This window comes from Paenibacillus rhizoryzae (assembly GCF_059686995.1).
In genome coordinates this window covers 50,185-71,365 of record NZ_JCAALT010000002.1, presented here as the reverse complement: position 1 = coordinate 71,365, position 21,181 = coordinate 50,185, and the positions used below count along the sequence as shown (strand labels likewise).

Annotated in this window: 17 protein-coding genes; 13 read left to right on the top strand and 4 right to left on the bottom strand. The window is 50.9% G+C overall.

Annotation, left to right across the window (positions count from 1 at the left end):
- Positions 1–10: 10 nt before the first annotated feature.
- The 3 genes from pyk to AC6ESO_RS05635 all read left to right on the top strand — a co-directional run bounded on the left by pyk (position 11) and on the right by AC6ESO_RS05635 (position 3,040).
- Positions 11–1,765, top strand: coding sequence for a pyruvate kinase (gene pyk, locus AC6ESO_RS05645; RefSeq protein ID WP_091220766.1), 1,755 nt, complete (start codon positions 11–13; stop codon positions 1,763–1,765).
- Between the two features lie 362 nt (positions 1,766–2,127).
- Positions 2,128–2,646 (top strand): acyl-CoA thioesterase, encoded by a 519-nt coding sequence (locus tag AC6ESO_RS05640; protein WP_497090554.1) that lies wholly within the window; start codon positions 2,128–2,130, stop codon positions 2,644–2,646.
- Between the two features lies 1 nt (position 2,647).
- Entirely contained in the window at positions 2,648–3,040 is a 393-nt protein-coding gene (locus AC6ESO_RS05635; RefSeq protein ID WP_497090553.1) for an FxsA family protein, read from the top strand.
- 239 nt (positions 3,041–3,279) lie between these two features.
- Here AC6ESO_RS05635 and ytvI read toward each other — a convergent pair whose 3' ends face one another.
- On the bottom strand, positions 3,280–4,401 hold the full coding sequence (ytvI, locus tag AC6ESO_RS05630) for a sporulation integral membrane protein YtvI (protein ID WP_497090552.1): 1,122 nt from the start codon (positions 4,399–4,401) through the stop codon (positions 3,280–3,282).
- A gap of 200 nt (positions 4,402–4,601) precedes the next feature.
- On the opposite strand from ytvI, the gene ppk1 reads away from it, so the two are divergent.
- The gene (ppk1, locus tag AC6ESO_RS05625) at positions 4,602–6,665 is read left to right on the top strand and encodes a polyphosphate kinase 1 (RefSeq protein WP_497090551.1); all 2,064 of its coding nucleotides are present in this window, start codon (positions 4,602–4,604) and stop codon (positions 6,663–6,665) included.
- Here ppk1 and AC6ESO_RS05620 read toward each other — a convergent pair.
- Entirely contained in the window at positions 6,656–8,185 is a 1,530-nt protein-coding gene (locus AC6ESO_RS05620) for a Ppx/GppA phosphatase family protein (RefSeq protein ID WP_497090550.1), read from the bottom strand. The two genes, ppk1 and AC6ESO_RS05620, sit on opposite strands and share 10 nt — an antisense overlap.
- Before the next feature lie 300 nt (positions 8,186–8,485).
- Between AC6ESO_RS05620 and citZ the strand changes: the two genes are divergently transcribed.
- The 8 genes from citZ to AC6ESO_RS05580 all read left to right on the top strand — a co-directional run bounded on the left by citZ (position 8,486) and on the right by AC6ESO_RS05580 (position 17,892).
- Entirely contained in the window at positions 8,486–9,598 is a 1,113-nt protein-coding gene (gene citZ, locus AC6ESO_RS05615) for a citrate synthase (protein WP_497090549.1), read from the top strand.
- Positions 9,599–9,797: 199 nt separating this feature from the next.
- Positions 9,798–11,090: an NADP-dependent isocitrate dehydrogenase gene (gene icd, locus AC6ESO_RS05610; RefSeq protein WP_494818535.1), complete on the top strand. Its 1,293-nt coding sequence runs from the start codon at positions 9,798–9,800 to the stop codon at positions 11,088–11,090.
- A gap of 140 nt (positions 11,091–11,230) precedes the next feature.
- The gene (mdh, locus tag AC6ESO_RS05605; protein ID WP_091220745.1) at positions 11,231–12,172 is read left to right on the top strand and encodes a malate dehydrogenase; all 942 of its coding nucleotides are present in this window, start codon (positions 11,231–11,233) and stop codon (positions 12,170–12,172) included.
- Positions 12,173–12,266: 94 nt separating this feature from the next.
- Positions 12,267–14,501: a DNA helicase RecQ gene (recQ, locus tag AC6ESO_RS05600; RefSeq protein ID WP_497090548.1), complete on the top strand. Its 2,235-nt coding sequence runs from the start codon at positions 12,267–12,269 to the stop codon at positions 14,499–14,501.
- Between the two features lie 76 nt (positions 14,502–14,577).
- Positions 14,578–15,009, top strand: a complete 432-nt coding sequence (locus AC6ESO_RS05595) for a hypothetical protein (protein WP_494818537.1) — start codon at positions 14,578–14,580, stop codon at positions 15,007–15,009.
- 21 nt (positions 15,010–15,030) lie between these two features.
- On the top strand, positions 15,031–15,987 hold the full coding sequence (locus tag AC6ESO_RS05590; RefSeq protein ID WP_497090547.1) for a sugar kinase: 957 nt from the start codon (positions 15,031–15,033) through the stop codon (positions 15,985–15,987).
- Positions 15,988–16,791, top strand: coding sequence for a DeoR/GlpR family DNA-binding transcription regulator (locus AC6ESO_RS05585; protein WP_497090546.1), 804 nt, complete (start codon positions 15,988–15,990; stop codon positions 16,789–16,791). It begins immediately after the preceding gene.
- A 168-nt stretch (positions 16,792–16,959) separates the two neighbouring features.
- The gene (locus AC6ESO_RS05580; RefSeq protein ID WP_497090545.1) at positions 16,960–17,892 is read left to right on the top strand and encodes an NHL repeat-containing protein; all 933 of its coding nucleotides are present in this window, start codon (positions 16,960–16,962) and stop codon (positions 17,890–17,892) included.
- A 102-nt stretch (positions 17,893–17,994) separates the two neighbouring features.
- Here the strand turns inward: AC6ESO_RS05580 and nagA are convergent, their stop codons facing one another.
- Positions 17,995–19,176: an N-acetylglucosamine-6-phosphate deacetylase gene (gene nagA / locus AC6ESO_RS05575; RefSeq protein WP_497090544.1), complete on the bottom strand. Its 1,182-nt coding sequence runs from the start codon at positions 19,174–19,176 to the stop codon at positions 17,995–17,997.
- Positions 19,177–19,179: 3 nt separating this feature from the next.
- A complete protein-coding gene (gene nagB / locus AC6ESO_RS05570; RefSeq protein WP_497090543.1) occupies positions 19,180–19,902 on the bottom strand; it encodes a glucosamine-6-phosphate deaminase in 723 nt (240 codons plus the stop codon).
- 186 nt (positions 19,903–20,088) lie between these two features.
- Here nagB and fni point away from each other — a divergent pair, with 186 nt between their 5' ends.
- A complete protein-coding gene (fni, locus tag AC6ESO_RS05565; protein WP_497090542.1) occupies positions 20,089–21,159 on the top strand; it encodes a type 2 isopentenyl-diphosphate Delta-isomerase in 1,071 nt (356 codons plus the stop codon).
- Positions 21,160–21,181 lie beyond the last annotated feature (22 nt).

Genomic DNA, 21,181 nt, shown 5'->3' with positions numbered 1-21,181 from the left:
GAATTTACTTATGCGTAAAACGAAAATCGTATGTACGATCGGCCCATCCAGCGAATCGCTGGAAAATACCAAGAAACTAATCAATGCCGGCATGAATGTCGCGCGTCTTAACTTCTCGCACGGCGACTTCGAAGAGCACGGCAACCGAATCAAGAACATCCGTCAAGCTTGTTCCGAGCTTGGCAAAACCGTTGCCATCCTGCTTGATACGAAAGGTCCGGAAATTCGTCTGGGCAAACTGAAAGAAGAGCCGATTGAACTGAATCAAGGCGAAACAATCACGCTTACAACTGAAGAGATCCTTGGTGACAAGAACCGCATCCCTGTAACTTACGCGAACCTGCCTGCAGATGTTGAAGTGGGTTCAACGATTCTTATCGATGACGGTTTGATCGGTCTTACGGTTGAAGAAGTGCAAGGCACTGAAATTCTTTGCCGTATCGTGAACAGCGGTCCGATTAAGAGCAAGAAAGGCGTTAACGTTCCGGGCGTACATATTTCCTTGCCTGGTATTACGGAGAAAGACGCTAACGATATCGTATTCGGTATCGAGCAAGGCATTGATTTCATTGCCGCTTCTTTCGTTCGTAAAGCGACTGACGTGCTTGAAATTCGCGAATTGCTTGAGAAGCATGGTGCGAGCCACATCCAAATCATTTCGAAAATCGAGAACCAGCAAGGCGTGGACAACCTCGATGAAATTCTTGAAGTATCCGATGGCCTGATGGTTGCCCGCGGCGACCTTGGCGTTGAAATTCCGGCTGAAGAAGTACCGCTGGTTCAGAAGCAAATGATTCAGAAGTGTAACCGTGCTGGTAAACCGGTAATCACAGCTACACAAATGCTGGATTCCATGCAGCGCAACCCGCGTCCGACTCGTGCGGAAGCGAGTGACGTAGCGAATGCGATTTTTGACGGTACGGATGCAATCATGCTTTCCGGCGAGACGGCTGCCGGTAAATACCCGGTTGAATCGGTTCAAACCATGTCCCGTATCGCTATGCGTGCGGAGTCGGCGCTTGATTACCGTGAGATCTTCACGAAGCAAGCAAGGGCACAACAAACAACTGTAACAGAAGCCATCAGCCAAGCCGTTGCCAACTCGGCTCTTGATCTGGATGCGAAAGCGATCATTACTTCCACGGAGAGCGGTTATACGGCACGTATGGTTTCCAAATACCGTCCGAAATCGCCAATCGTGGCAGTAACGCCACAAGAGCAAGTAATGCGCCGTCTGGCACTCATCTGGGGCATTATCCCGGTTCTTGGCACACCTGCTGAAACAACAGATGAAATGTTCGATATCGCGGTACAAGGCGGAATCAACTCCGGTATCGTGAAGCTTGGCGATACGGTTATCATTACAGCTGGCGTTCCGGTTGGACGCTCCGGTTCGACGAACCTGATCAAGATCCACACAATCGGTGAAATGATTGCTAAAGGTCAAGGGATCGGCAGCCAAAGCGCTACTGGTAAAGTAGTCGTGGCACGTACTCCACAAGAGGCGATTGCTAAGACAACTGAAGGCTCCATTCTCGTGACAGTCTCGACTGACAGAGAATATATGCCTGCGATTCAGAAGGCAGCTGCAGTCATTACAGAACAAGGCGGCATCACTAGCCACGCGGCAATTGTTGCGCTTAACCTTGGTATCCCTGTAGTACTGGGCGTTCAGAACGCGCTTGAGCTTCTGCAAGACGGTTCGGAAGTAACGGTTTACGCTGAAGTTGGCGTTATTTACTCCGGTCAAGCTAAAGTAATGTAATGCATGTTTTGTAAAAAGAAGCGATGGTGCGCAAGCACCGTCGCTTTTTGGCTATACAGTGTTGGAATTGTTGAGGGCGAAATGAACGGCTGTTGTATCCTGAAGGTGGAGTTAGTTGAGCTTGCGAGATAAGCGACATGGAGGCTAACGAACCGCAGAGGCCTTATTGGTTGTTTCTTCGGTGTTTTGAGAATTTAACGAACCTTACGAGCCTTATTTAGGGAAATACAGCACCTAAATACCTGTTTTCCGGCATATAAGTCCGCTACGGTTCGCTAGAAGTATTTTGGAGCCTTTTTTCGTGAAATAAGGGCACTATGGTTCGTTAGAATAATCCGCATGGATAAAGGATTGATCAAAGCATGACAGAAGCAGATAAAGAGACCGTTCTCTGGCATTTGCATCCCCTTCGCGTTCGTTACCAGGAAACGGATCAAATGGGCGTAGTGTTTCATGGGAACTATGTGACATGGTTTGAAATTGGCCGTACGGAGCTCGTCCGGGCTTTGGGGATGACCTATGAAACGGTTGAGAAGCAGGGGTTACTGCTGCCTGTCGTCGATTTGGATTGTTCCTATGTATCACCGGCCCGGTATGATAATAACGTCATCATTTGTACGAGATTGGAACAATTCTCGCCGATTCGGGTATCGTTTCGTTCGGAGATTCGCCTGGCCGATGATACGGACCACCAAACGCTAGGTTGGTTTCAAGGTGCCGAACCGCCCGGAAAGCTGCTTGTACGGGGCGGCACCCGTCATGTGTGGGTAAACCGGGATTGGCGGCCTTCACGACTAGATAAGCAGCTTCCTGAGCTTTACAGCATGATGCAGGCTGTATCAGAAGGAAACGTGCCGAATAAGCAAGAAGGAGGCAGTTAATATGCTGAAATGGATTATCGCGGCAATTATTATCGTTCCCGCAATCGAGATGTGGGGCATTATCAAAATGGGCCACATCATCGGCGGCTGGTCAACCTTCGGACTCATTCTAATAACGGGCTTCGCCGGCGCGCAGCTCGCCAGAAACGAAGGGCGTAAAGCCTTCATGGATGTCCAAGCCCAAATCCAAAGCGGCAGACCGCCTGGCCATGCCATGCTAAATGGCGTCTGCGTACTCATAGGCGGCTTGCTCCTGCTGATGCCCGGCTTCTTCACCGACATCATCGGCGTCACATTGCTGCTCCCATTCACTCGACCCTTCTACCGCCTGCTTATGCTTCGCTGGCTAGAGAAGAAGCTCCGCAACGGATCACTAACGATTCGCAGAAGGTAAGGTAAGCTAGGAGAACGTCAAGAATTAGGGTAGAGTACAACGTGTTGTAAAGAAGCGCGTAGCGCAAAAATAAAAGAAGCTTGGCCAAAGGCCAAGCTTCTTTTCCATCTGGAGCGCCAAAACCAAAAGCGTGTCCCGAAGGGACGAAAGCGAGTACTTGCACGCAGTATCTATGGAGCTGCTCGGCAGCTCCCTCGCCAAGGGCTTTAAAAAGTAGGGGTCCTAGGGGGATATTCCCCTTACTTCGGCTTAGGCCCACGCACCACAAACCAATACAAATCTCGAAACACATTCGCTCTATGTATCGCGGTTAAGATAACGAGTGACACCGGCCCGATGATTAGTCCGAGCACGCCGAACAGTTTTAGGCCAACGAACATCGCGATGAGTGTCGGCAATGGTTCGAGACCAACGCTGGTCGCAAGTACCTTCGGTTCAATCATTTGCCTTACAACGAGGATGACGCCGTACAGAATCGATAAACTGATTCCGAGCGATACGTCTCCGTAAATAAATGTATAGGCGATCCAAGGCACCATAGCGGCTCCGACACCGAGATAAGGGAGCAGGTCGACAAGCCCGATCAGCATACCGATCGTGACCGCATAGTCGACTCCGATGATGAGCAGGCCGACGGTTACGACAATTGCGGTAATGGAAATCATAATAAACTGCGCTCGTACATAACCGAACAAGGCTTTTTGTAAATCGACCCAAACCATGGATGTGGACTTGCGAAGTTCGGCGGGAAACCAAAGGGTCATGCGTCTGACATGCTGACTCCAGTCTTTGCTAATAAAAAAGGCTGCAAGCAGAACGACGACCATGATGGTGGCTACATTCGGCAACGAAGTAATGATGCTAACGATCCCATTTAAGAAATAGGTTATAATATTGGTACTTGTTTGCGCCAATAAATTGGCGGTGTCGTTGATTTTGGCATTGATCGTCTCATGATAATTGGGGTTATCCTGATAGAAGGCATTGAGCTTCTCGATCAGGTTCTGAATCTCCGGCGAAGCGACAACGTTTTCGAACTGATCACGCCACCAGTCAATAGAGCTGCTGAGTGATTTGGACAAATGAATGATTTCCACCACTATTCGTGTCACCAGTGCGGAAACGATAGTCACCATTGCTGCAACGAAAACCAAGAGCGTGAACGTAACGCCGATCCAGCGCGGAACCTTTAATCTCCTTTGCATTAGATTAACAATTGGATTTATGGCGTATGCGAGCAGCCAGCCGAGCAGAAACGGATAAACAAGCGGAGTTACATATACGACAGCAAGTACGAATGCTACTAATCCGGCGATGAGCAGCAATGTGCGCCAGATACGTTTCCATATGACACGGTCCATACAGCGATCACTCCTTCAAATGTGAAACAGGAAAAACTTTCCCCTACTTATTGTATAATTGTAGCATAGGCGATATTTCGATGTTTATCAAAAAAAATTAGTCATAAAGGCTCGTCTTTACATCCCATTAACAATAGTTTAATAAGGAACAAACAATTAAACGACATAATTGGGATAATCGACTGGCAGGAGGATCCGGAATGAATAAAACGATATCACCGTATGTAAACCGCGACTTAAGCTGGGTCGAATTTAATCGCAGAGTGCTGGAAGAAGCGCAGGATCCTGATAATCCGCTGCTCGAGCGGGCCAAATTTCTGGCGATCGTCTCAAGCAATTTGGATGAATTTATGAGTGTGCGCGTCGCAGGCATACAAGATCAAATGAAAGCAGGCTATACGAAGCGGGATTTCACAGGCTACACACCTGCTGGTCTGTGGAAACGATTAATGAAACGCACGAATCAAATGGTTGCGGATCAGTATCGCACATATCGTGAAGTACTGCGCGGTTTGGCCAAGGAAGGCATTTGCTTCCGTCCCATCGAAGAATTAAATGCACAGCAGCTCAAGGCTGTTGATGAATATTTTTATGATATCGTGTTTCCGGTACTGACGCCAATGGCGGTGGATCAAAGCCGTCCGTTCCCGCTGCTGCATACGAAGGAGCTTTATTTGTCCGTTATTTTGGGCCGTGAGAATATGCCGGAGGAAGAGGAGCCTTTCTTTGCGATCGTCCAAGTGCCTTCGATTCTGCAGCGGTTTATTTCTGTGCCGGGCCGGGTCAACAGCAAGAAGAACGAATTTATACTGCTTGAGGAACTGATCGAACGACATATTAACACCCTGTTTAACGGTTATACGACGATTGCGGTAGATCCGTTTCGTTTAACGCGCAATGCGGATCTTACGCTGAATGAAGAAGGCGCCGAGGATTTGCTCGAAGAGATTGAGAAGGAGCTTCGCCGCCGCAGATGGGGACTTCCGGTTCGTTTGGAGTATGGAAAGGGTATACACCCTTATGCACTTCAAATGCTGAAGGAAGAGCTGGAACAGGGGGAAAATGTATTTGAAATCGACGGTCCGCTCGATCTTAGCTTTCTGATGCGTTTTGCCAATTCACTGTCGCACTATGAATCGCTCTTGTTTGAACGTATTGAGCCGGTGTATCCGCAGGAATTCGAACAATCGGATGATATGTTTGCGGTTATCCGGCAGGAGGATGTGCTCCTATACCATCCCTATGAGTCGTTTGAGGCGGTAAGCGATTTTGTAGCTGAGGCAGCAGAGGATCCCGATGTGCTTGCGATCAAAATGACGTTATACCGGGTCAGCGGTCAATCTGCGCTCGTTCAGGCACTTGCCATGGCAGCAGAGTCCGGGAAACAAGTAACAGTGGTTGTGGAGCTTAAAGCGAGGTTTGATGAAGAGCGAAATATCGCATGGGCGAGGCAGCTTGAGAAAGCAGGCTGTCATGTCGTTTACGGTCTCGTAGGGTTGAAAACTCATGCCAAGATTACGCTTGTAGTACGCAGGGAACAAGGCATGCTGCGTCGCTATGTGCATGTCGGTACTGGTAACTACAACGACAGTACGGCCAAACTATATACAGACATCGGACTGTTTACGTCTCATCCGATTATCGGAGCCGATGCATCGGCTTTGTTTAACGAGGTGACGGGGTATTCGTCTCCTTATGAGTGGAAAGCATTCGGTGTCGCTCCATCCGACCTGAAGGAGAAGCTGTTCGGCTTGATTGAGCGCGAGATCGCTCATGCAGCGGCAGGCAAACCGGCTCATATCATTGCAAAAATGAACAGCCTATCGCATCAAGAAATGATCGATAAGCTGTATGAGGCGTCCCAGGCCGGGGTGAAGATCGAGCTGATTATCCGGGGTGTATGCTGCCTAAGACCAGGTGTACCGAACCAAAGCAGTAATATTCGAGTCATAAGTATCGTAGACCGGTTCTTGGAGCATTCGAGGATTATTTATTTCCACAATGGAGGCGAAGAAGAGCTGTACTTGTCCAGTGCCGACTGGATGACGCGCAACCTTACCCGCCGAATTGAATTGATGTGTCCTGTATTCGATCCAAGATTGCGCAAAAATTTATTCAACGTGCTTCGGCTGAATTTGGATGATAACAAAAAGGCCCGTGAACTCCAGTCAAGCGGAATCTACGAGCCTGTCCAAAATGATCTTCCGGTTCTGCGGAGTCAATTTCAAGCGAAAAATATACGCAGATGGAAGACTTATCGGTGATCCGGTGTATGAAGGACGGGAATGAGCCCCCATACCTTCTTGAAGTCGCCTGCAAGCGCGTCGACCTCTTTCCGTTCAACGGATAGCAAGCCCTCGGCGCGAATCGCACGCAGATGAAGCTTTCCTCCGGCAATCTCGATATGCAGTTTTCCGATAGCTTGGGTTTCACTGCGGTCAAGGGCAATGGCGAGCTGAAGCAAGGTGCCCATCTGGCAAATGTTGTTCACATCTTCTTCGCTGAGCATCGGTTTATAGGCTGCAGCAATTTGCTTGACGCGATTCTTTCCTTTGAAAGAAGCAATGGATGCGCATTGGAGCAGCTCTAGGTGCGAAAGCCCATTAATATGCGAATTGATCATCAAGTAAAAGGTATGCTTGCGATAGTCATAGTAATCGATACTGGCGCCGATCCGGTGAAGAATCGACGCTACATCGATTAGCTGCCTGGCTTGGACCGGATTTCGCAGCTGCGATTGCAGCGCATCCATCAAGCTAAGCACGATGCGATTCACCTGCGAGGTGTGCTGCATCGGTGCTTCCGGATGCAGGGCAGCCAAATTGTTGACGCTGTACGTAAGGACATCATCGAGTCGTGGACGCTCTGGAAACCGAGTGGCGTAGAACAGGCCGTCGCGCAGACCTGCCGCACAAACGATGTAATGCGATGCGCCGATAAGTTTATAAATCGTACGCAGGATGGCGATACCGGGGACGATGATATCGACCCTGTCCTTCGACAGGCCTGGCATTTTACTGCGCTTATCGAGCGGTTCCTTGCGCAGCAGTTCAAATAATACGTCAGTCGACTGGCCTAGTAAGGGGTAGTTGTTCGTGCTTTCGAAGGGATACTTCGTATGAGCCTGGTGTACCTTGCCAAGAGCACGTACAGTGCCTCCAACCCCAATTAACGGAAGTCCCGGTGTCAATTTAAGCCATGCCTCGCGCTCAACCCATTCGGCAACGTGCTGCTCCAGCTCACGCAGCTGCAGGTCAGATAACATGCCTCCCTTTGCAAAACGGCGAGTCATGCTGACGCAGCCGAACGGGAACGAGACGGCTTGCACAAGCGTGCGATCCTTAAACAGCGATACTTCGGTGCTTCCGCCGCCGATGTCGATGAGGAAGCCGTCTTGGATATCCATGGAATTAATCATGCCCAGAAAACCGTACCCGGCTTCTTCTTCGCCTGAGAGCAATTCAATGGGAAGACCTGTTTGCGCCTCGATCCTATGCAGCACTTCGCTTCGGTTCGACGCATTGCGGATGGCCGCTGTCGCAACAGCACGAATGAGTCCTGTTCGATGATGCGCGCAAATTAATCGGAAGTGATTAATCATATCTACAAGCTCGTCGATCGTTGCGGAAGGCAAAGCGCCTTCATCATCCAACTGTTCGCTGAGGCGGGCTGCACGTTTGCTTCCGTCGATGACGCGATGAGCGCCGCCGGAGGTCCGTTCATAGATTACAAGCCGGATCGAGTTGGAGCCAATGTCGATGATGCCAATACGCTGTTCCGTCATAAGTAAGCCCCTTTCGCTGATGCTGCAAGTCCTAATTCTATTATCACATCTTACCATTTCCACAGCAGCGCAATAAAGTGCTTATTTGTGAGGGTAAAAGCACAGGAATTTGGGAAAAATCATTGCAGGAAAGGTGAAGAAAAAACCTTTATGGTGCCGATAAATCAATTTTATGTCCGATTTTGTTCACTTCGTGGTCAAAATCCGATATGATTAAAACGACGATACGGAACTCGAATCCAATTATTGTTAATTGTTACTCCGTTTTTTAAATAAAAAGAGGTCAAAGGAGAGAGAAACATGACAGCAACCAAAGGTCTAGAAGGCATTGTCGCAACGACATCCTCGATCAGCTCGATCATCGATGGCGTACTGACATATCGCGGAATCGACATCGATGATCTTGCGGAGCACGCTTCTTTTGAAGAAGTGGCTTACTTACTCTGGTACGGCAAGCTGCCAAACCAATCCGAACTGGACGAGTTGCTTGGACAACTTAGCGAGTATGCGGCTGTACCGGCAGGGGTGCTGGAACAATTGAAGCTCTACCCTAAAAATACAAATTCGATGGCGGCTCTTCGTACAGCGGTTTCAAGTCTTGCCCTGTTCGACGAATCGGCTAACGATATGTCGCAAGAGGCGAATATCAAGAAAGCCATCAAGATCCAAGCTCAAATCCCTACGCTCGTTGCGGCATTTGCGCGCATCCGCCAAGGTCAAGAGCCGGTAGCACCGAAGAGCGGCGTATCCATTGCTTACAACTTCCTCTACATGCTAACAGGACAAGAGCCGGATCAAGTAGCTGTCAAAGCACTGGATCAAGCGCTTGTATTGCATGCAGACCACGAGCTTAACGCTTCTACATTTGCTGCACGCGTTACGGTTGCAACGCTGTCGGATATCTATTCCGGCGTTACATCCGCAATCGGCGCATTGAAAGGTCCTCTTCACGGCGGTGCGAACGAAGCCGTTATGGTGATGCTTGAAGAGATCGGTTCTTTCGCGAATGTAGAATCCTATATTAACGCGAAACTTGCGAACAAAGAGAAAATCATGGGCTTTGGACACCGCGTTTACAAAAACGGCGATCCACGTGCAAAGCATCTTCAGAAGATGTCCCGCGAGCTTGGCAAATTGACAGGCAACATGGAGCTTTACGAAATGTCTGTTAAGATCGAAGAGCTGGTGACCGGTCAAAAAGGTCTGAAGCCAAACGTGGACTTCTACTCCGCATCGGTTTACACGACGCTTGAAATTCCGCGCGACCTCTTCACGCCGATCTTTGCCATCAGCCGTGCATCCGGATGGACGGCGCACATTCTTGAGCAATACGAGAATAACCGCCTGATCCGCCCGCGTGCTGAGTACACAGGTCCGGTTGACCAGAAGGTAACGCCAATTACACAGCGTTAAGCAATAGGAAGCTGTTAAGAGCGCCAGCAGGCCATCGCCTGATGGCGCCTTGCATGCGACGGGGTGCCGATGCACGACCGCTAGGTTGTGTAGCCGGCTCCCCGTCAAGTTATGTATATCGATGGTCATTCATTAACCAAGCGTGCGCTTTGAGTCATGCACTCGCAGAGCAACGCATAATCTTAGGAGGAATTCATTCATGCAACTCGAAAAATTCGCACTACCAACTGAAGGCGACAAAATTACAATCGATAACGGCGTACTTCAGGTTCCTAACAACCCAATCATTCCTTTCATCGAAGGCGACGGCACAGGCCGTGACATTTGGAAAGCGTCCAAGCGTGTTCTGGATGCAGCTGTTGAGAAAGCATATGGCGGCGAGAAGAAAATCGCTTGGTACGAAGTGTTTGCCGGCGAGAAAGCATTCAACGCTTATGGCGAATGGCTTCCAGCTGATACACTGACTGCAATCCGCGAATACATCGTAGCAATCAAAGGACCTTTGACTACGCCAATCGGCGGCGGTATCCGTTCCCTGAACGTAGCGCTTCGTCAAGAGCTTGACCTGTATGTATGCTTGCGTCCGGTTCGTTACTTCGACGGCGTACCTTCCCCGGTTAAACGTCCTGAGCTTGTAAACATGGTCATCTTCCGTGAAAACACAGAAGATATCTATGCAGGTATCGAGTACCAAGAAGGTTCCGATGCCGTTAAGAAAGTAATCTCCTTCTTGCAAAACGAGATGGGCGTTAACAAAATCCGTTTCCCTGAAACTTCCGGTATCGGTATTAAACCGGTTTCCGCTGAAGGCTCCAAACGTCTTGCACGTGCTGCGATCGAATACGCGCTGAAACACGGCCGTAAATCGCTGACACTTGTTCATAAAGGTAACATCATGAAATTTACAGAGGGCGCGTTCAAGAACTGGGGCTACGAAGTGGCTGAGCAAGAGTTCGCAGACCAAACCTTCACTTGGGGTCAATACGACCGCATCAAAGAAGCAGAAGGCGCTGACGCAGCTAACAAAGCACAAAAAGATGCAGAAGCAGCTGGCAAGCTGATCGTAAAAGACGCAATTGCTGATATCGCATTGCAACAAGTACTGACACGTCCTACAGACTTCGACGTAATCGCAACGCTTAACCTGAACGGTGACTACCTGTCTGATGCACTGGCTGCGCAAGTTGGGGGTATCGGTATCGCTCCGGGCGCTAACATCAACTACCTGACTGGACATGCAATCTTCGAAGCAACTCACGGTACAGCTCCTAAGTATGCGGACCTTGATGTTGTAAACCCAGGTTCGGTTATCCTTTCCGGCGTAATGCTTCTTGAGCACCTTGGCTGGCAAGAAGCGGCTGATTCCATCTACAAAGGTCTGGAAACAGCAATCAACAACAAAACGGTTACTTATGACTTTGCACGTCTGATGGAAGGCGCAACTGAAGTTAAATGTTCCGCATTCGCTGACGAAATCATCAAAAACCTGTAATTCACCAATACTAAGCACTTCACCTTGGGGTCTTTCTCATCATGAGGAGGACCCCAAGGGCTTATCCTCTGGAATCCCAGCCGGCTCGAGACGGATTTAGACAGGCGTATATTACATTTGTTTAAGGGAGGCCGTTTGTTATGGCGATTAAACGGAATAAAATCACAGTTGTAGGAGCGGGTTTCACCGGTGCTACAACAGCTTTGATGCTTGCGCAGAAAGAGCTTGGCGATGTTGTGTTGGTCGATATTCCGCAGCTTGAGAACCCGACTAAAGGTAAGGCGCTTGATATGCTGGAATCTACTCCGGTTCTCGGCGTCGACTCCAAAATTACAGGTACCTCCGACTATGCAGATACAGCTGGTTCATCTGTAGTAATCATTACAGCCGGAATCGCTCGTAAACCGGGCATGAGCCGTGACGACTTGGTTAACACCAATGCCGGCATTGTGAAATCGGTTTGCGAAAACATTAAAACGACCAGCCCGGATGCTTATGTGATCATTCTTTCTAATCCGGTTGATGCAATGACTTACGCCGCGTATAACACGCTTGGGTTCCCTAAGAACCGAGTCATCGGCCAATCCGGCGTACTCGATACTGCGCGGTATTGCACGTTCATCGCACAAGAGCTTAACGTATCCACGGAAGATGTTCGCGGCTTCGTTCTCGGCGGACACGGCGACGATATGGTACCGCTTGTCCGTTACTCGAACGTTGGCGGTATTCCAATCGAGAAGCTCATTCCGGCTGATCGCATTGAAGCCATCGTGCAGCGTGCACGTGTTGGCGGCGGTGAGATCGTCAACCTGCTGGGGAACGGCTCCGCTTACTATGCTCCTGCTGCATCGCTCGTTCAAATGACAGAAGCGATTCTGAAGGACAAGAAACGCATCCTTCCGGTTATCGCACTGCTTGAAGGAGAATACGGCTACAACAATCTATTCATGGGTGTACCGGTTATTCTGGGCGGTGACGGCATCGAGAAAGTATTCGAGCTGGAGCTTACTGAAGATGAGAAAGCGGCACTTGAGAAGTCCGCTAACTCCGTTCGCAACGTAATCGCGGTTGTGAATGGCTAATAGAGCAAGACGCAGCTCATGAAGCACATGAGACCCTGACAGATTCCTCGTCAGGGTTTTGCTGTTTTTAATTTTAAGAAGGAGGTGGCTGCCCATGCATACTGAAGCACAGCAAATGCTGAAGCAAGTTTACGGCTACGACAGCTTCCGCAAAGGACAAAGCGATATTATCGAAGGCGTGCTGGCGGGTAAAGATACACTCGCGATCCTGCCGACAGGCGGAGGAAAGTCCATCTGTTATCAGCTGCCGGCTATGCTGCTGCCCGGAACGACGATTGTAGTCTCACCGCTCATCTCGCTCATGAAAGACCAGGTGGATGCTTTAAACCGTTTAGGCGTACCCGCAGCTTATTTAAACAGCTCGCTTGATGCGGCTGCTTATCGCGATGTTGTAAGGCAGACGGCAGAAGGTGTATACAAGCTGCTCTATGTTGCGCCAGAGCGACTGGACAGCAACATGTTCGATTCCTTGTCGAGTCAGATGCACATCCCGCTTATCGCAATCGATGAGGCGCACTGCGTGTCCCAGTGGGGACATGATTTCCGCCCGAGCTACAGACAGCTTGCAGGCTGGATCGGAAGGCTGGAGAACCGGCCGCCGGTTGCGGCGTTTACAGCGACAGCGACGCCGGAAGTTGCAGACGACATCGCGGCGATGCTCGGGCTGCGCAAGCCGAATATTTTCATAACCGGCTTTGCTCGGACGAACTTAACGCTTTCTGTCGTGACGGGAACGGATAAACGGAAATTTCTTCGCGACTTCGTTTCGCAGCGGCCTGATCAATCGGGTATCGTCTACACGGCGACGCGCAAGGAAGCGGAGGAAGTGAGTGAGGATCTAACGCGTCTCGGGATTGCGGTCGGCAAATACCACGGCGGCTTGGGCGATGAGGAACGTGCGGATGCGCAGGAGAAGTTCAGATTCGACGATTACCGGGTGATGGTTGCGACGAACGCGTTTGGTATGGGAATCGATAAGCCGAACGTTCGCTATGTCGTTCACTATCAGATGCCCGGCGATGTCGAGTCGTACTATCAGGAAGCGGGACGTGCGGGCCGAGACGGGGAAGAGAGTGATTGTGTCCTCTTATTCGAACCTCAGGACGTGCAAGTGCAGCGGTTCTTGATCGACAGAAGTACCGGCGATCCGGAGCGGAAGACGGTTCAGCTTAATAAGCTTTATACGATGATGCATTACAGCAGGTCGGAGAAATGTTTGCTGCAGTACATCGTGAAATATTTTGGCGAGTCGGATGTGCCGGAATGTGGGAAATGCAGCAATTGCCTTGATCAGAGTGCGTTGATCGATACGACCGAGGATGCACGTAAGGCGTTATCTTGCGTGGGAAGGCTCAAGGGCAGATTCGGGATTTCACTTGCGGCAAAGGTGCTGAAAGGCTCAAGAGAGAAACGGATTATCGAGTTTGGTCTAGACCGGCTGTCGACGTATGGGCTCATGAGAAGCTGGGTTGAGAAAGAGATTACGGATCTCCTGTACTGGCTTGTAGCAGAAGGTTACTTGCGAATCAGTGAAGGCGAATATCCGACGGTATCCCTTACAGCGGAAGCTCTTCCGGTGCTAGAAGGGAAAGTGACCGTTCATCGCAGGCAAAGCGCAGCAGCGAAAAGAAGAGCTTCCGAAAGCACCTCAGTCGCTTCGGCGAACACGCCGCTGTTCGAAGCGCTTCGGGAATGGCGCCGAGTTACGGCGGCCAGAGAGCATGTCCCGCCGTTTATGCTGTTTTTTGATGCGGCGCTTCGTGAAATTGCAGATCGTCAGCCTGTGAATACCGAGCAGTTGCTCGGCGTGAAGGGGATCGGGGCTGCCAAGGCAAACAAATACGGCAGCGAAGTGATTGCCATCGTTAGATCGTTTAAAGGCGATGCTGCGGCAGAGGCAGGCAGTGAGCCGTTCTCACGGCCTTCACAGCCGCAAACAGAGTCTTATTCGTCTGCGCCTCTTCCAATGCGTGAGAAGCCCTCTGAAGCGCTCACAGGTGCGCTTCAAGCGGAGCTGGAAGGGTTATCGAGCCATATGCAGTCGTTGACGCTGCTTGGCATGGGGCATTCGATCGCTGACATCGCATCGATACGCGGTATGGGTCGTGTGACAATCGAGAACCATTTGCTGCGATGTGCGCAGGAGGGCGAGGAGCTGGACTGGGATGTTTTTATCCCGCAGCAATACGAAGCTCAGATTGTGGAAGCGATCAATCAAGTAGGGGCAGATAAGCTCAAGCCGATCAAGGAAGCGCTCCCGGATGATGTCGAATATTTTGCAATCAAAGCTGTTATGGTCAAGCATCGATTGTCATCTGCCGCGGAATAAACGGGTTTCTTTGAATTGCCGCGCTGATTTTAGTATACTTGTAAAGATCATAATACAAATTTAGGAGGACGTACGGATGTTGAATTTCATGTTGTTTTTGCACGTACTCGGTGCTGCCGGAATGGGGTTTTACCTCGTTTTGCCGCTGATGGTCGGACGCGCATCCAAGCTTGACGGCGCCGGACAGGCAGGCCTTGCCGAAGGTCTTGTTTCCGCAAACCGAATTGCCCAATATTTTCTCGTCCTGCAGCTGCTGACAGGCGGATACTTGATGTCGCAAGGTGAGTATAAAGTGATTTGGATGATTATAGTTACTTTGCTGTTCCTAGCCATTGCCGCGCTGGGGGGGATTGTGACGAAACCGCTGAAGCGGATTGCAGCTGAGATTCAGAGCGGTCAAAGTGCAACGGCTCACATTGGTAAAGCCCGTGTGCTGAGCCTGATCATTCTTGTCATTTATGTTGTAATTCTTTACTTCATGAAATATCCGATTATCAAAACGATGTAAGTCGCATTGGAGGGATAGCCGTTGACGAAAGCAGTGCCGGATTTATTAACCTTCGGGGAAACGATGGCGTTGTTCATGCCGCAGGAATATAAGAGCATTGAGAACGCCTCAACGCTTGACGTAAGCTTTGGCGGAGCGGAGAGCAACGTTGCGATCGGCGTTGCCAGACTCGGTGCTTCGGCAGGCTGGTTCGGCGCGCTTGGTGATGATCCGTTCGGCCGAGCCATTCTGAAGCGCATTCGCGGCGAAGGAGTCGACGTGTCACGTGCGAGCTTGGTTGAACAAGCTCAAACGGGCATGATGTTCCGCGAGATGGTAGCAGGGAAGCTTGCCGTTCATTACTACCGCAAAAATTCCGCCGCCAGTCAGATGCAGCCGGATCAGCTTGATCTCGATTACATCCGCGGCTGCAAAATTTTGCATATCTCCGGTATTACGCCGGCGCTAAGCAAGAACTGCCGTGAAACGATCTTCGCGGTCGTTGCTGCTGCAAAGGAAGCGGGCGTACGTATTTCCTTCGACCCGAATTTACGCCTAAAGCTGTGGACGATCGAGGAAGCGCGTGAGGTAGTAATGCCGCTTGCAGAGCAAGCTGATTATTTCTTGCCGGGCTGGGATGAACTGCGATTACTGTATAACAATGATGACTTCGAAGCTGTGAAAGCAGAATTGTCGAAGCTATCGGCCATTAGCATCATCAAAGGTGTCGGCGATACGACAGTTGTACTGGAGGAAGGACAAGCGGTTGAGGTGCCATTCTATCCGGTTGATCGAGTAATCGACACGGTAGGAGCCGGCGACGCGTTCTGCTCCGGTTTCCTGGCGGGACTGCTTAAAGGCATGAGCGCGCTTGAGGCTGTTCGTCTTGGCAGCATCAGCGGCGCATTGGTGGTTCAGATGCGCGGTGACTGGGAAGCGCTTCCTGATTGGGCGAGCGTTGAGCGCAGATTATCGGACAAAGGCTGGGTGGAACGCTAAATGGCGGATGTACAATCGTCGAAAGGACAGCGGCGGCGGGAGCAGATCATGAATGTGCTGAAGCGGCAAGGACGAATTACGATCCAAGAGGTCGTAGAACGATTTGGCATTTCAGAAGCGACGGCGCGCCGCGATTTGGAGCTGATGGAGAAGTCAGAGCCGGTCATTCGGACGATTGGCGGTGCGATGTACGATGGTATGAATGCGGTGAGAGAACTTCCCTTTGCAGAGAAGGAAGGGTTGTCTTTCCTCGAGAAGGAACGGATTGCGGCGGCAGCTGCAGGGCTGATCTTCGAAGGCGATGTCGTAGGGCTCTCCGGCGGCACAACCAACTATTACTTAGCTAAGCTGCTCAAAACGCGCAGAGGCATTACCGTTGTGACGAATACAGTCAATGTTGCAATGGAGCTGGCAGGCAGCGAAATCAATGTTGTCGTGACAGGCGGAATGATGCGGCATAACAGCTTTGAATTATGCGGTCCGCTTGGCGAAGGCATGATCAGTCAGCTGCACATCGGCAAAATGTTCCTCGGCGTCGACGGCGTTTCCTCAACCGGAGGCATTACCACCTATTCCGAGCAAGAAGCGCAAATCGCCAAAGCGATGATTCGCAGGTCACAAGCAACCTATGCGATGTTTGATCATACGAAGATCGGCCGTACCTCGCTATTCTCCATTGCGCCGCTCACCGAGCTGCAAGCCTTTATAACGGACAGGCCGCTTCCACAGCAGCTGGCGTCCATCGCCAATGCACATGGCATTCAGACCGTCATTGCAAGCGAGGAGCAGGAAGCTTCGATCTAACATAAATGAGCCCGTTATCACAGCTACATATAGAGCGAGAAGGAAGCAATATCGTAATGGATGAGAATCCATGCAGATGTTGCTTTTTTTGTTAAAATATTACTTTTGCTTTTTCCCGATTTTGGTATACTTGGGATTGTACGAAAACTTGAAAGGAGAAATGCGAACGTGTCTGAAAAATTGATTATTGGTAACGAATCTCACTCCTATGAAGTCGCAGAAGGCTGGGGGAAGCTTCCGGAAGGAATCGCTTACGGCTATACACATGGTATTGTCGTCGATGAAAATGATAACGTTTACGTACATAACACGAGCAAAGATTCCGTTGTCGTTTTCGACAAAGAGGGAAATTTCAAAACCTCGTGGGGCGCGGAATTTGAGGGAGGCGCTCACGGCTTCTACCTGCACCGTGACGCGGATGGCATCGAATATTTGTATTTCGCAGATACCAATCGCGCGCTCGTTGTGAAAACAACGCTATCCGGCGACGTGCTGCTCGAAATTGGCGGACCTGAACGTCCGGATCTGTACGATGCGGAACGGCGCTACGTTCCGACTGATGTGTGCGTAGCACCAAACGGAGACATTTACGTTTCCGACGGCTACGGACAATTCTATATCCATCACTACGATGCCAAAGGCAACTATATCCGCACATGGGGCGGCCGTGGTTCCGAGCCGGGCAAAGTCAAAGAACCGCACGGGATCTCCATTAATCTGCGCGGCGAAGAGCCGGAAATTTACGTCGCGGACCGCAGAAACAGCCGCATTCAAGTGTTTACGCTTGAGGGCGAGCATAAGCGTTTCGTCGATCACAACCTGGATCTGCCGTGCAGCTTCTATTTCTTCGGCGATGAGGTTTATATCCCGGATCTGGACAGCCGCATTACCGTGCTGGATAAGAATGATCGCCTCATTACGCATCTCGGCGAAGATCAGCAGGCTTACAAGCAGCAGGGCTGGCCGAATCTGCCGAAATCCTATTACCGTCCTGATAAATTCAGCTCGCCGCATGGCGTTTGCGTAGATTCGCAAGGCAATGTCTATGTAGCGGAATGGATCTTCGACGGCCGCATTACGAAGCTCATCAGACAGAAATAAACACGCACTCCTTGTACGCTTCCTAACTAAAAAGGGTTATGCAGCAAGCGGCCTCCGTTACGGTGGCGGCCAAAGCTGCATAACCCTTTATTTGCGTTTACCTTAATTGCTGTGTACGAGGCGGCCATTCACCCAAGTATGGCTAACTTCGGTAAACGACGCATCCGTCAGAACCAGATCGGCATATTTCCCGACCGTAATGGAGCCGGTCACTTCAGCCAGACCCAATTGACGCGCTGGATTGCCGCTTGCCATTCGGCTTACCTCAATAGGGCTCAGTTCCGTATGCGTAAGCATGAAGCGGAACGCATCGATCATGTTCAGCGTGCTGCCTGCCAAGCTGCCGCCTTCGCGAAGACGGGCTACACCTTGTTTGACATCGACAATGAGTCCGCCGAGATCGTAGTCTCCGTCGCCGAGACCGGCAGCCGACATCGCGTCTGTGATCAGTACGACGTTGTCGACCGGCTTCGCGCTTACAAGCAGTCGGATTGCGGCAGGGTGGACATGATGCCCATCTGCGATAATTTCCCCAGAGATGCGATGGTCGGTCAGCACGGCGCCTACCGTTCCGGGCTCGCGATGGTGGAGACCGCGCATCGCATTAAACGTGTGAACCGCTTGCGTTAACCCAGCGTCGGCTGCAGCGGTAACCTGCGCATAAGTAGCGTCCGTGTGGCCACAGGCTGCGACGATACCGTTATCTGCGAGGTAGGCAATCAGCTCGCAAGCCTGTTCTTTCTCCGGCGCCAACGTGAGCTGCTTGATAAGCCCCGGATACTGTTCATTCCACGACTTCACCCAGTCCACGCGTGGAGGTGAAATAAAGGCCGGGTTCTGAGCGCCTGGCCATAGCTCGCTGATGAAAGGGCCTTCCAGATGAACGCCGCCAAGCGCTGCGTGTGCCATATCACCGTTCACGTAGTCTTTGGCAGCTGCCAGCACCGCTTCAATGGCTTCTTTGGATGACGTAACGGTTGTTGCAAGCATGCGAGTTGTGCCTTTAGCAGCATGATAACGGGTGATCGTGTCGTAAGCTTCGCGATTTGCATCCATGAAATCAGCCCCGAAGCCGCCATGAACGTGCATGTCGATAAAACCCGGCAGGAGCCAGCTGCCGTTCCCATCAATGGTGCGGTGCCGCTCGTTCTCGTCGGGAAGGAATTGACCCTCAATAATTGCTGTAATAATTCCTTTCTCTACGATAATGCTGCCTTCCACAACGGTATCTTGCACGATTGCTTTGACATTCGTGATGAACCAATTGTTATCCGCGGCTTTCATCCTCTACAACAACCTCCCTGCCTCTCGATCGACCAACACGATCACTTTCTTATGCGTTTGCAGCAGCGATGCCGGAACTTCTGTCGTAATCGGTCCGTGAAGCGCTTGTTTGACGATATTCGCTTTATCGGCACCTTTGACGACCAGGACGATTGAGTCTGCTTTCAGAATGGAGCCAACGCCCATCGTAATGGCTTTCGTAGGCACTTCATCCGGCGAGTCGAAAAATCTTGCATTTGCCGCCCGAGTTGCTTCCTCGAGCTCAACGACATGCGTACCGCCTTGCAGCTCTTGATCCGGCTCGTTGAAGCCGATGTGGCCGTTATGGCCAAGGCCAAGCAGTTGAACGTCGATGGGCTGTTCGGCCAGCATGCGATCGTATGAAAGACATTCGGCCTTCAAATCACTTACCAGGCCGCTCGGCAAATGCGCTTGCTGCTTCGGCAAATCGATGTGGTCGAACAAGTGCTGTTTCATAAATTGGGCATAGCTTTGTTCATGGTTTGGCGAAAGTCCAACATATTCGTCCAAGTTGAACGTGGTGGCATCCTTGAAGGAAACCTCGCCGTTATTGTACATCTCTATCATTTTTCCATAAATTCCGATAGGTGTCGAGCCGGTTGCCAGCCCAAGCGTAGCGTGAGGATTATGTTTAATCGTGTCTGCGAAAATTTGAGCAGCATAACGGTCAAGTTCGTTAACGTTATCGAAGCGTTTCAATTCCATAATGAGGTGCCCCCTAAGGTTCGTTATGCTTTTATTATAATTGATATTGTCAAAACCGACAATAAAAATGATTAAAAAAGTCATTATTAAGAAATTAAAAATCAAAATAGAAACGGATCCCCGCAAACTTGATCTTGAGGCCGCGCTTATGCCATGATGATTGCAGCAAAGAAGACAAGGGGGAATATGACAATGATGGACAGGCAAGAAGAGGAGCATGTCCAGACGGCGAAGAGAAAAGGCGAGCATATCCGGATCTGTTTGCAGGAAGAGGTGCAAAGCGTCGGCACGGAGCCGGGTTTTGAGCACTATCGTTTTCGGCATCAAGCACTTCCGGAGATCGCCTTCGAGGAAATTGACATCGCTTCATCGTTTCTGGGCAAGCCGATTGCCGCACCGCTGCTTATTAGTTCGATGACCGGGGGAACAGCGGAGACAGGTGCTATTAATGAAAGGCTAGCCGAAGCAGCGCAGGCAAAAGGCTGGGTAATGGCGCTTGGCTCCATGCGTGCTGCTATTGAGAAGGAGTCGCTCGCCTCGACATTCCAAATGCGCAAGCAAGCGCCGACCATTCCGATTATCGCCAATTTAGGTGCCGTTCAGCTCAATTACGGCTATGGCGTCGATGAATGCAGGCTTGCCGTGGAGCTTGCCGAAGCAGATGCACTGGTCCTGCATCTGAATAGCTTACAAGAGGTTTTCCAACCGGAGGGGAATACGAATTTCCGCGGATTACTGCAGCGCATTGCTGAGGTATGCCGCAAGCTGCAAGTACCGGTTGGCGTGAAGGAAGTCGGCTGGGGGATCGATGCCGAGACTGCAATCAGGCTGCATGATATCGGCGTTGCCTTCATTGATGTCGCCGGAGCGGGCGGCACCTCCTGGAGCCAGGTTGAGAAATACCGCGCACGCGATCCGCTGCGCGCCGAGGCCGCGTCTGCATTTGCAGGCTGGGGTACGCCTACAGCGGCATGTGTTCGCGACGTCCGAGCCGCGCTGCCGGGCATGGCTCTAGTCGCAAGCGGCGGGTTGAACACAGGCGTGGATGCCGCGAAAGCAATCGCGCTGGGCGCAGACTTGGCCGGTTACGGCCGTTCGCTGCTAGCCGGTGCAGTCGAGCCGCAATCCTCGATCGGCAGCGAAACGGTGCAGCGCCAAATGCAGCGCATCGAGTTCGAGCTGCGTACGGCCATGTTCGGCATTGGTGCCGCCAACTTACAAGAACTGCGTCGCACGAATCGCTTGATACAATCGTGATGAATAACGCCGCGATTAAGGC